This window comes from Herbidospora mongoliensis, from assembly GCF_001570545.1.
Lineage (GTDB): Bacteria > Actinomycetota > Actinomycetes > Streptosporangiales > Streptosporangiaceae > Herbidospora > Herbidospora mongoliensis.
Window position 1 is genome coordinate 728,309 of the sequence record NZ_BBXD01000011.1, and the last position, 11,472, is coordinate 739,780.

Genomic DNA, 11,472 nt, shown 5'->3' on the forward strand with positions numbered 1-11,472 from the left:
GTTCGGTGGGCATTCTGCCGTATAGGTGACGGTCAGAGGGGCAGCGCTGACGACAGGTCGGTCAGTCGTTGTCTGCTCGGTTCTGGATAGCGTTCGTCGAGGACCTCGGCCCGGGTGATCCGGTCGACCCGGAAGACCCGGACGTCCTCGCGTAACCGGCACCAGGCCACCAGATACCAGAAGCCGCCGCGCCCGCCCAGCATGATGCTCGGTTCGAGGTCGCGGGTGGTGACCTCGCTCTTGCTGTTCAGATAGTCGATGCGCAGGACGCGGCGGCCGGTGAGGGCCCGGTCGATGGCCCGTTTGACCTCTTCGGTCCCGTCGATCGTGTAGCCGCCGAGGTCGAGCCGGATCGGCACCCCTTCGCTCTGGAGCTTGGCGATGTCTCTGATCACGGTGCGTTTGCTCACGCCGAGCCGCCCCGCGAGGTCTTTGGCGGCCAACTGTCCGTTGCTCCGCAGCTCCTCTACCAGCGCGCGTCGACGGTCCATGACGCCGACGTTACGTGCGGTGAGCGACAAATCCTGGTATTTCCCAGCTAACTCAGCGGCCACATACCCGTATTGACCACGCGGTCGGCCTCTACACCACACATGGCGGCGCGCTCACAGCCGTACACGAGCCAGTCGAGCTGACCCGGAGCGTGGGCGTCGCTGTCGATCGCGAACACGCAGCCCATCTCGTAGGCCAGCCGCAGCAGCCGTTTGGGCGGGTCGAGCCGGTCGGGGCGGGAGTTGATCTCGACGGCCACCCCGAACCGCCGGCACGCCTCGAAGACGATCTCCGCGTCGAACCGCGACTCCGCCCGCAGCCCGCCGCGCTTGCCGCCGGCCTTCACGATCCGCCCGGTGCAGTGCCCGAGCACGTCGACGTGAGGGTTGGCGACCGCGGCGACCATCCGCCGGGTCATCTCGTCGGGCGCCATCTTCAAGGACGAGTGGACCGAGGCGACCACGCAGCCGAGGCGCCCGAGAAGCGCGGGGTCCTGGTCGAGTGACCCGTCGGCGAGGATGTCGACCTCGATCCCGGTACGGATCTCGAAAGGCGCGAACCGCTCCCGCAGCCCCTCGATGACCTCGATCTGCTCCGCCAGCCTGGCGGCCGAGAGCCCGTTGGCCACGGTCAGCCGGGGCGAGTGGTCGGTGATCGTCAGATAGGAGTGCCCGATGGCCCGCGCCGCCTCGGCCATCTCCTCGATCGGCGAACCGCCGTCGCTCCAGGTCGTGTGACTGTGCAGATCGCCCTTCAACGCCCGCCGCAACTCCCCGGCGGCCTCGGACAGATCGGTCCCGGACGTCGCCTCCAACCGGCGCAGATACGTCGGCACCTGACCGGCCAGCGCCTCGGTGATCGCCAGCGCGGTCACCTTGCCCACGCCAGGCATTTCGGTCAGCGTCCCGGCCAGCGCGCGCTCTTCCAGCTCCTCGCGCGGAAGATCTTCGACGACCTGGGCGGCACCGCGGAAGGCGCGGACCCGGTAGGTCGGTTCACCGGCCCGCTCGAGCAGGAACGCAATCTGGCGCAACGCGTCAAGTGGCTCCATGTCGAAGACGTTATCAACCAGCCAGAATTGTTGTTTGTACCGCACAAAGCGTCACCGATAGGCTTGCCCGACCTCAAGGAATCATGGAGCCGTATGGCCGCCACGCCCCCGCCGCCCGCCCCGCCCCCACCACCGGGGCCTCCCACGTTTCCGATGGCCGGCGGCCCGCCTCCGAAAAAGAAGAAAGCCTCCACGGCCGTCAAGCTGGGCGCCATCGGCGTGCTGTCGGTGCTGGTCGTGGGCTTCTGCGCGGCCACCGACGACGACTACGAAGAGGTCGACGCCGACTGCGTCGACATGAACAACCCGCTGGCCGACGGCTCCTACCCGCTCGTCGACGACGACCTGTGCGACGACGGCCGGACCTACGTCGGCTCCCACGGCGCCTACGGGTGGTATTACGGCGGCATCCGCGCCGGTTCGCACATCCGCGGCGGCTCGACGCTGAAGCCGTCGAACGCGCAGATCTCCACGCGGTCCGGCAAGGTCATCCAGCGCGGCGGGTTCGGCTCGCACGGCAGCAGCAGCGGTAGCTGACCCGTGCGCAGGGAACGGTCGGCACCCCGGAACGGCTGGGAGACCACGGTCGAGGCCCATGGCCTGGCCTATCACCGGTCGGCCCATCCGGGCGGGCTCGCCCGGCCCTACTGGGACGAAAGCGTCCACTACGTCTTCTCCATGGACGAAGTGCTCGCGCTGGAGGCCCAGGTCGAAGAGCTGCACCGGATGTGCCTGGAGGCGGTCGACCACGTCGTGGTCACCGGCCGCTTCCACGACTTCGCCGTGCCGCCCCAGTGGCAGCAGGCGATCAAGGACTCCTGGTACCGCCGCGACCCCCACCTGTTCGGCCGCTTCGACCTCCGCTACGACGGCACCGGCCCCGCCAAGATGCTCGAATACAACGCCGACACCCCGACCAGCCTGCTCGAGAGCTCGGTCGTCCAGTGGTACTGGCTGCAGGACGTCTTCCCGGGCGACGACCAGTGGAACTCCATCCACGAGCGCCTGGTCGACCGCTGGAAGGCCATCGCCGCGACCCTCCCGACGGGCCCCTCCCACTTCGCCTGGACGAGCCTCGACACCTCCGGCGAGGAGGCGATGACCCTCGGCTACCTGCAGGAGACGGCCGGCCAGGCCGGTCTGGTCACCGTCGCCATCGCGATGGAGGACATCGGCTGGGACGCCCTGAACCGGCGGTTCGTCGACGTCGAGGAACGCGTCATCCGGTCGCTGTGCAAGCTCTATCCGTGGGAGTGGATCGTCAACGAGCCCTTCGGCGACCACGCGCTGCGGATGATGCCGTCGATGACCTGGGTCGAGCCGCCGTGGAAGATGCTGCTGTCGAACAAGGCGCTGCTGGCGGTGCTCTGGGAGCTGTTCCCCGGGCATCCGAACCTGCTGGCCTCCTACCTCGACGGCCCGCGCGACCTGGCAGGATTCATCCGCAAGCCACTCCTGGGACGCGAGGGCGCGTCGATGACGATCATGTCGGCGGAACACTCCCTGGAGACCGGCGGCACCTACGGCGCCGAGGGGTTCGTCTTCCAGGAGTTCCAGGCCCTGCCCGATTTCGACGGCCAGCGACCCGTTCTGGGCGCCTGGGTGGTGGAGGACGAGTCGGCCGGGCTCGGCATCCGAGAGACAGCCGGCCTGATCACCGACGACACCTCGTCGTTCGTCCCCCATCGAATCAACGGTTAACACCCCCCAATAGGAGCAGGGTCAATGGACACCATTTCCTTCGGCGAGGTCCTCGGCAACGGTGCCCTGGCTATCGCCGCCTACGCCGTCCTCGGCGTTCTACTGCTGATCGTCGGCTTCTATGTCATCGACATGGCCACGCCGGGCAAGCTCAGCACGCTGATCCGCGAAGACCGCAACCCCAACGCCACCGCGCTGACAGCGGCCGGTCTGGGGGCCGTCGGGCTGATCGTGGCGGCCTCGATCTTCTCCTCCGGCGGCCGGCTCCAGGAGGGCCTGATCGCCACGCTGGTGTTCGGCCTGATCGGCATCGCCGTCCAGACGCTCGGCATGTTCGCCTTCGACAAGGTGGCCGGCATCTCGATCCGCGCCCTGGTCCACGAGCCGCAGCTCCAGCCCGCCACCATCCTGCTGTCGGTCACCCACGTCGCCATCGGCCTGATCACCGCCGTGGCGGTCATCTGACAGCCGCCCAGGTCCCCGTCTGATTCCTTCAAGACGGTCCGGTACGCCGTCTCGTACCGTCGGACCATGGCTATTCAGTTCAACGTCATCGGTCTCGTCGTCTCCGACATGGGCCGATCGCTCGCCTTCTACCGCCGCCTCGGCCTGGACATCCCGGCCGAGGCCGACGGAGCGCCGCACGTCGAGGTGCCCCTGCCGGGCGGGTTCCGCCTGTGCTGGGACACCGAGGAGACCATCAAATCCTTCGACCCCGACTGGACGCCGGGTCCCGGCCGGACCGGTCTGGCGTTCCAGTGCGACACCCCGGCCGAGGTCGACCAGACCTATGCCGACATGTCGGAGCACGGGCACCTCAAGCCGTGGGACGCCTTCTGGGGACAGCGCTACGCGGTCCTGACCGACCCCGACGGCATCAGCGTGGACCTGTACGCCCCACTAGATCCGACAGCGTGATCCCGGCCAGCGCCCTCACCTCGCGCGCGAGGTGGGCCTGGTCGGCGTAGCCCTCGTCGTGGGCGACGGCCGCGAAGGGAGAACCGGCGCGAGCCCTTTCGAGCGCCCGGTTCATCCGCAGGATGCGGCCCAGCGTCTTCGGGCCGTAGCCGAAGGCGCGCAGGCAGAGCCGGTGGAAGCGGCGTTCGCCCAGGTCGAGCTCGTCGGCGGTGGCGGCCACGCCCAGCCCGCCGCCGATCAGCGCGGCGGCGCCGCGCACCACCGGGTCGGGCCTCAGGTCGGCGGCCACCGCTTCGATCCCCTCGCCGCGTGCCAGCCGGTTCTCCAGGGCGCGCACCTGACGTACCGGCCAGATCTCATCGAGGTTCACCCGGCGATCTCGCAGCTCACTGGCGGCCACGCCGAGCAGTTCGGGCGCGTCGCCCGGTGCGAGGCGCAGGCCGAGATGGCTCCTGAAGGGTTCGATCGAGGTGATGTACGCCACAGAATCGGGCCCGGCCACGACGAGCCGGCCGCCGGTCCACAGCAGATCCATGCACCCGTCGGGCAGGACCCGGCGCTCCGCGGGGCCGGGCGCGCCCGGTGTCCGCCACACCACCGCGCCCGGAATCACCGACGCGCGTTCCCGGTACACCGTTCCAGCTTGCCACGGGCCCGCCATGCCATGGCCGTTGGCGAATCCGCCCAGGCGACCTGGCACGCTAGTAGCCGTGAACGACAGGGTCCGTGAGGACACGGCACGACGGCTCGACCGCGCGATGGGCAGCCTGGGCACCGCCGCGATGGCCCGCATGGAAGAACAGCTCGCCTGGTACCGCGCGCTCTCGGCCGAAGACCGTTCCTGGGTCGGCCTGGTCGCGCAGGCCGGGATCGCCGCCTTCGTCGAGTGGTTCGGCCACGCCGGGCAGGGCCGCCCCACCCCCAGCATCGAGTTCTTCGGCACCGCCCCCCGCGAGCTCAAACGCAGCGTCTCGCTGCAGCAGACCGTCGACCTGGTCCGCATCGTGGTCGAGGTGGTCGAGGCCGAGGTCGAAGACCTGGCCGCGGCCGGCGGCGAGGAGCAGCTCCGCAACGCGATGCTGCGCTACACGCGCGACGTGGCGTTCGCCGCCGCCCAGGTCTACGCCCGCGAGGCCGAGGCCCGGGGCTCGTGGGACGCCCGTTTGGAGGCCCTGATCGTCGACGCCCTGGTGCGGGGCGAGGTCGACGACGGCCTGCACTCCTGGGCCGCCGCGCTCGGCTGGACCTCCGCCCCGGTGGTCGTCTTCGCCGGGCAGTCCCCCAGCGACGATCCCCAGAGTGTCATCGACGGGCTGCGCGATCGGGGACGCAGGGCCGGTCACGATCTGCTGGCCGGAGTCCAGGGCGACCGGCTGATCGTGATCGTCGGCGGCGCCGACAGCATGAAGGAGGCCGCCCGCCTGGTCGTGCCCCGCTTCGCGCCGGGCCCGATCGTGATCGGCCCCGAGGTGCCCGACCTGCACGCCGCCGCCCGGTCGGCGCGGGCCGCGATAGCCGGGCTCCGGGCCGCCGCCGGGTGGCCCGACGCGCCCCGGCCGGTGCTGGCCGACGACCTGCTCGCCGAACGGGCCATCGACGGCGACGAGGACGCCCGCGCCGCGCTGGTCGAGAACGTGTACAAACCGCTGGCGGGCACGCCGCTGCTCGACACCCTCGCGACCTACCTCGAACAGGGCACGTCACTGGAGGCGACGGCGCGGCTGCTGTTCGTCCATCCGAACACGGTGCGTTACCGGCTCCGGAAGATCGCCGAGCTGACGGGGTACACCCCCACGGAAGGGCGGTCCGCATTCACCCTTCAGGTTGGGTTGATACTCGGTCGACTGACCGTAATCTGACCGTCGCTCGTTAATTGCGGAGAAACCGGAACTGTAGGGATTCCACAACAGAGACGGGCAGAAGTTCGTTCGGATCCCCAGCTCTGTGTCGGAGGGCTACAGGGCAGGGTGGTACCGTGCTCGTCATCGTCGCGCCGGGACAAGGCGCCCAAACTCCAGGCTTCCTGAGTCCGTGGCTGGAGCTCCCCGGATTCCGTGACCGTCTGTCAGCATGGTCGGAGATCGCGAAGCTCGACCTCATCGCCTACGGCACCACCGCCGAGGCCGAGGAGATCCGCGACACGTCCGTGGCGCAGCCGCTTCTGGTGGCCGCCGCGCTGGCCGCCTTCGAGGAGCTCGGCGTCACCCCTGATCTCGTCGCCGGCCACAGCGTCGGTGAGTTCGCCGCGGCCGCCCTGGCCGGAGTGATCACCGCCGACGAGGCCGTCTCGCTGGTCGCCGAGCGCGGCCGGGCGATGGCCGAGGCCGCCGCCGTCACCGCGACCGGCATGACCGCCGTCCTCGGCGGCGTCGACGTGCTCGAGTCGCTCGCCAAGCACGGCCTGACCCCCGCCAACAACAACGGCGCCGGTCAGATCGTCGCGGGCGGCACCCTGGAGCAGTTGGAGGCTCTGCAGGCCGACCCGCCGCAGCGGGCCCGGCTGCGGACCCTCGCGGTCGCCGGCGCCTTCCACACCCGCCACATGGCCCCGGCCGTCGAGCGGCTGCGCGCCGCCGCGACCGAGATCACCCCAGGCGACCCGACGATCCGGCTGCTGTCCAACGCCGACGGCGCGATCGTCATGTCGGGCCGCGACGCCCTCGACCGCATGGTCAACCAGGTGAGCAACCCGGTCCGCTGGGACCTGTGCTCCGCGACCATGGCCGCGGAGTCCGGAGACACCCCGGTCACCATGATCGAACTGCTTCCCGGCGGCACCCTGACCGGCCTGGCCAAGCGTGGCCTGCCCGGTTCCCGGACCGTCGCACTCAAAACCCCCGCCGACCTGACCCCGGCCCTCGACGCCGCCAAGGAGGCGATCAAGTGAAGCTGCCCGCGGGGGCGCCGGGCGCGAAGGTGCTGGCCTTCGGCCACTACCAGCCCGCGAACGTGGTCACCAACGACGATCTCGCCAAGATCATCGAAACGAACGACGAGTGGATCCAGAGCCGGGTCGGCATCAAGGAGCGCCGCTTCGCCGGTCCCGAGGAGTCCGAGGTCGACCTGGCCGTCCAGGCCGGCGGCAAGGCGCTGGCCGCGAGCGGCCTCGACGCCGCCGACATCGACCTGGTGATCGTCGCCACCTGCACCCCCGAGGCCCCGATCCCGAACCTGGCCGGCCGGGTCTCCCACCGGCTCGGCATCGCGTCGCCCGGCGCCTACGACCTGAACGCCGCCTGCGCGGGCTTCTGCTACGCCCTCGCCTCGGCCAGCGACTCTATCCGCGCGGGCTCGGCGAAGAACGTTCTGGTCATCGGCACCGAGAAGCTCACCCAGTGGATCGACATCAATGACCGCGCCACTTCGGTGATCTTCGCCGACGGGGCCGGCGCGGCGGTCGTCGTCCCGTCCGACACCCCTGCCATCGGCCCCGTGGTCTGGGGTAGCGCGGGTGACAAGGCCGACGCCATCATGATTAAAGACCGGTCATCGTCTCTTCACCAGGAAGGTCAGACGGTGTTCCGCTGGGCCACAACGGCCCTTCACCCGGTGGCCAAAGAGGCTTGCGACCGTGCGGGCGTGGCTCCCGCCGACCTGGCGGCGTTCGTGCCCCACCAGGCGAACCTGCGCATCATCGAGGCCATCGCGCGCAAACTCGGCGCCGACAAGGCCGTCGTCGCCCGAGACATCGTTCTGGCCGGAAACACCTCGGCCGCGTCGATTCCGCTCGCGCTGTCCCGCATGATCGAACAGGGCGAGGTGCCCTCGGGCGGCCTCGCGCTCCTCCTCGGCTTCGGGGCGGGCCTGACCTACGCGTCCCAGGTCATCGAAATCCCCTAAAGCTTGTACGGTCTTCGCCGTACGAAAACCCAGAAAAACCACTCAAAGGAGAGACATGGCAGTCACCGAGCAGGAGATCCTGGCCGGCCTCGGCAAGATCGTCAACGAGATCACCGGAATCCCGGCCTCCGAGGTGACCCCCGAGAAGAGCTTCGTCGACGACCTGGACATCGACTCGCTGTCGATGGTCGAGATCGCCGTGGCGGCCCAGGACGAGTTCGGCGCGGAGATCCCCGACGACCAGCTCAAGCACCTGAAGACCGTCAAGGACGTCGTCAACTTCATCCAGAACTGAGTCCCAGCTCAACCGTTCGACCGTAGAGGAGTGCAACCAAAGTGAGTACCAACCGGGTGCGAGTCGTCGTCACCGGACTCGGCACGACGACGCCCCTTGGTGGAGACGTCGCCTCAACCTGGTCGGCGCTCCTCGACGGGCGGTCGGGCGTCCGCGCCATCACCGAAGACTGGGTCGACACCGTCCCGGTGAAATTCGCCGGGGTCGCCGCTGTCGACCCCGGTGAGGTGCTGCCCCGCCCCGAGGCCAGGCGTCTCGACCGCTATGAGCAGTTCGCCCTGATCGCCGCCCGGCAGGCCTGGCAGGACGCCGGCGCCCCCGAGGTCGAGCCGACCCGGCTCGGCGTGGTCGTCGGCTCCGGCATCGGCGGCATCAGCACCATCCTGAACGCCTACGACACCTATCGGGACAAGGGCTGGAACCGGCTCTCGCCGTACACCGTCCCGATGCTCATGCCGAACGGCGCCGCCGGCTGGATCAGCATCGACCTGGGCGCCCGCGCGGGCACCCACGCCACGGTCAGCGCCTGCGCGACCGGCGCCGAGTCGATCGGCTACGCCATCGAGATGATCCGGTCCGGCCGCGCCGACGTCGTGGTCGCCGGGGGCAGCGAGGCCGCCATCCACCCGCTGAACATCGCCTCGTTCGCGGCGATGCGCGCCATGTCGACCCGCAACGACGAGCCGCACCGCGCCTCGCGCCCCTTCGACAAGGGCCGCGACGGGTTCGTGCTCGGTGAGGGCGCCGGCATCGTCGTCCTGGAGTCGGAGGAGTACGCCAAGGCTCGCGGCGCGCGTATCTACGCCGTCGCCGCCGGCATCGGCATCACCTCCGACGGCCACCACATCTCGGCGCCCGAGCCGACCGGCATCGGCGGCAAGACCGCGATGCTGACGGCCGTCGCCGACGCGGGCCTCACCGCCGCCGACATCGTCCACGTCAACGCCCACGCCACCTCGACGCCCGTCGGCGACGAGATCGAGGCGCGGGCGATCCGCGAGGCGCTCCCCGGCGCCCCGCTCATCACCTCGACCAAGTCGATGACCGGCCACCTGCTGGGCGGCGCCGGCGGCATCGAGTCCATCTTCACGATCCTGGCGCTGAGCGAGCGCATCGTGCCCGCCACCGCCAACCTCGACGACCCGGCCGACGGCCTCGACGTGGACATCGTGAGCGGTGAGCCGCGCAAGCTCCCCGGCGGCCAGCTCGCCGCGATCAACAACTCTTTCGGCTTCGGCGGCCACAACGTCGCCGTGGTCTTTACCTCTGCCTGATCAGCTTTTGAGAGGGACGCAATGACTGTCGTTGACAACAGGGTGGTGACGGCCTCCTCCGACCAGGAGGAGGCCGACCCCCGCGATCCCGTCGTCCGGCTGGGCCACCTGCTCGACGAGGGTTCCATGCGGCTCATCACGCCGCAGGACAAGAGCGGGGCCCTGGCGGTCACCGGCCGCGTCGAGGGCGTCCCCGTCGTGGCTTTCTGCAGCGACGCGCGCGTCCAGGGCGGCGCGATGGGCGCCGAGGGCTGCGAGCACATCGTCCACGCCTATGACGTCGCGGTCCGCGAGCGGGTGCCGATCATCGGCGTCTGGCACTCGGGCGGCGCCCGCCTCGCCGAAGGCGTGGAGTCCCTCCACGCGGTCGGCCGCGTCTTCGCCGCCATGACGAAGGCGTCGGGCACCGTGCCCCAGATCTCCGTCGTCGTCGGCGCGGCGGCGGGCGGCGCGGCCTACGGCCCGGCGCTGACCGACATCGTGATCCTGGCCGACGACGGCCGCATCTTCGTCACCGGCCCCGACGTCGTCCGTTCGGTGACCGGCGAGACCATCGACATGGCCTCGCTGGGCGGCCCCGAGCCCCACAGCAAGCGCAGCGGCGTGGTCCACATCGTGACCAAGTCCGAGCCCGAGGCCCTGCTCAAGGCGCGCGAGGTCGCATCGCTGCTCGGGCACCAGGGCCGGGTCCGGCTGGGCGAGGTCGGCGAGGTCGACTTCTCGACCCTGCTGCCCGAGAACATCCGCCGCGCCTACGACGTGAAGCCGCTGGTCAACGGCCTCCTCGACGAGCCCGGCGTGGAACTCCACCCCAAGTGGGCCCCCAACATCGTGACGACCCTGGGCCGCCTCGGCGGCCGGACGGTCGGCGTCGTCGCCAACAACCCGATGCGCCTGGGCGGCTGCCTCGACTCGACCTCCGCCGAGAAGGCCGCCCGCTTCGTGCGCATGTGCGACGCGTTCGGCGTCCCCCTGGTGGTCCTGGTCGACGTGCCCGGCTACCTGCCCGGTGTCGGCCAGGAGCACGACGGCGTGGTGCGACGCGGCGCGAAGCTGCTCCACGCCTTCGCCGAGGCGTCGGTGCCCCGGGTCACCCTGGTGACCCGCAAGTCCTACGGCGGCGCCTACATCGCCATGAACTCCCGCTCGCTCGGCGCGACCAGGGTGTTCGCCTGGCCGACGGCGCAGATCGCGGTCATGGGCGCCGTGGCGGCGGTCCGGATCCTCAAGCGCCGCGAACTGGCGGCCGCTCCCGAGGAGGAGCGCGCCGACCTCGAGCACCGTTTGGCCGAGGAGCACGAGAAGATCGCCGGCGGCCTCGACCGAGCGGTCGACCTGGGCGTGGTCGACGAAGTGATCAAGCCCGAGGAGACCCGAGGCGCCATCGCCAAGGTCATCGCCAGGGCGACCCCCGCCCGGGGCGCCCACGGGAACATCCCGCTCTAGTTGTACTTGGCCGAGATCTTGGTGACACGTGGCCATCGGTGATTGATCATGAAGAAGACCTCCGGGCGTAGTGGAGTTGGTCGCTTCACCCACGCGCGGAGGTCTTGATGGGTCACGCTAACGCCCGGCTGACATTTCACGGCAGATGCCTGCTGGTTCGCCGTGTCGTGTTCGACGGCCGCCCGGTCGCGCACGTGGCCGCCGAACTGGGCGTCTCACGCCAATGCGGACACCGGTGGGTCCGCCGCTACCAGCAGGAAGGCTGGCCGGGACTGCATGAGCGGCGCAGCGGCCCGCGCACCAGCCCCCGCCGCACCCCGCCCGCCACCGAGCAGCGCGTGCTGGCCGCGCGTGCCGAGCTGCGGGCCGGACCTGATCGTCTCGCGGCCGCCACCGGGGTGCCGGCCCGGACCATCACCCGGATCCTGCGCCGCCACGGCGTCCCGCCCCTGGCC

14 protein-coding genes are annotated in these 11,472 nt (G+C 70.3%); 11 read left to right on the forward strand and 3 right to left on the reverse strand.

Annotation, left to right across the window (positions count from 1 at the left end):
- Positions 1-32: 32 nt before the first annotated feature.
- On the reverse strand, positions 33-491 hold the full coding sequence (locus AW272_RS14805; protein WP_083958336.1) for a helix-turn-helix transcriptional regulator: 459 nt from the start codon (positions 489-491) through the stop codon (positions 33-35).
- Positions 492-538: 47 nt separating this feature from the next.
- Complete coding sequence (locus AW272_RS14810) at positions 539-1,543, reverse strand: PHP domain-containing protein (protein ID WP_066364640.1); 1,005 nt, start codon at positions 1,541-1,543, stop codon at positions 539-541.
- A gap of 93 nt (positions 1,544-1,636) precedes the next feature.
- Here AW272_RS14810 and AW272_RS14815 point away from each other — a divergent pair, with 93 nt between their 5' ends.
- The 4 genes from AW272_RS14815 (at position 1,637) to AW272_RS14830 (ending at position 4,162) form a co-directional block, all read left to right on the forward strand.
- The gene (locus AW272_RS14815) at positions 1,637-2,080 is read left to right on the forward strand and encodes a hypothetical protein (RefSeq protein ID WP_157518552.1); all 444 of its coding nucleotides are present in this window, start codon (positions 1,637-1,639) and stop codon (positions 2,078-2,080) included.
- 3 nt (positions 2,081-2,083) lie between these two features.
- Entirely contained in the window at positions 2,084-3,244 is a 1,161-nt protein-coding gene (locus AW272_RS14820; RefSeq protein WP_066364644.1) for a glutathionylspermidine synthase family protein, read from the forward strand.
- A 24-nt stretch (positions 3,245-3,268) separates the two neighbouring features.
- A complete protein-coding gene (locus tag AW272_RS14825; protein WP_066364647.1) occupies positions 3,269-3,709 on the forward strand; it encodes a DUF350 domain-containing protein in 441 nt (146 codons plus the stop codon).
- A gap of 66 nt (positions 3,710-3,775) precedes the next feature.
- Positions 3,776-4,162, forward strand: coding sequence for a VOC family protein (locus tag AW272_RS14830; RefSeq protein ID WP_066364648.1), 387 nt, complete (start codon positions 3,776-3,778; stop codon positions 4,160-4,162).
- On the opposite strand, the gene AW272_RS14835 is transcribed toward AW272_RS14830, so the two are convergent.
- Positions 4,122-4,796: a helix-turn-helix transcriptional regulator gene (locus tag AW272_RS14835; protein ID WP_066364649.1), complete on the reverse strand. Its 675-nt coding sequence runs from the start codon at positions 4,794-4,796 to the stop codon at positions 4,122-4,124. The two genes, AW272_RS14830 and AW272_RS14835, sit on opposite strands and share 41 nt — an antisense overlap.
- A gap of 25 nt (positions 4,797-4,821) precedes the next feature.
- Between AW272_RS14835 and AW272_RS14840 the strand changes: the two genes are divergently transcribed.
- The 7 genes from AW272_RS14840 to AW272_RS14870 form a co-directional block, all read left to right on the forward strand.
- Positions 4,822-6,021, forward strand: coding sequence for a PucR family transcriptional regulator (locus AW272_RS14840; protein WP_083958310.1), 1,200 nt, complete (start codon positions 4,822-4,824; stop codon positions 6,019-6,021).
- A 116-nt stretch (positions 6,022-6,137) separates the two neighbouring features.
- Complete coding sequence (locus AW272_RS14845; protein ID WP_066364650.1) at positions 6,138-7,049, forward strand: ACP S-malonyltransferase; 912 nt, start codon at positions 6,138-6,140, stop codon at positions 7,047-7,049.
- Positions 7,046-8,002 (forward strand): beta-ketoacyl-ACP synthase III, encoded by a 957-nt coding sequence (locus AW272_RS14850; RefSeq protein WP_066364651.1) that lies wholly within the window; start codon positions 7,046-7,048, stop codon positions 8,000-8,002. The genes AW272_RS14845 and AW272_RS14850 overlap by 4 nt, the downstream gene beginning before the upstream one ends.
- Positions 8,003-8,057: 55 nt before the next feature.
- Complete coding sequence (locus AW272_RS14855; protein WP_061291596.1) at positions 8,058-8,297, forward strand: acyl carrier protein; 240 nt, start codon at positions 8,058-8,060, stop codon at positions 8,295-8,297.
- Between the two features lie 41 nt (positions 8,298-8,338).
- Positions 8,339-9,571 carry a beta-ketoacyl-ACP synthase II gene (fabF, locus tag AW272_RS14860; RefSeq protein ID WP_066364656.1) on the forward strand — a complete coding sequence of 411 codons (1,233 nt, stop codon included), beginning with the start codon at positions 8,339-8,341 and terminating at the stop codon, positions 9,569-9,571.
- 21 nt (positions 9,572-9,592) lie between these two features.
- Positions 9,593-11,017 carry an acyl-CoA carboxylase subunit beta gene (locus AW272_RS14865; protein ID WP_066364658.1) on the forward strand — a complete coding sequence of 475 codons (1,425 nt, stop codon included), beginning with the start codon at positions 9,593-9,595 and terminating at the stop codon, positions 11,015-11,017.
- Positions 11,018-11,124: 107 nt separating this feature from the next.
- A partial coding sequence (locus AW272_RS14870; RefSeq protein ID WP_157518553.1) for a helix-turn-helix domain-containing protein occupies positions 11,125-11,472 on the forward strand: 348 nt, incomplete at its 3' end.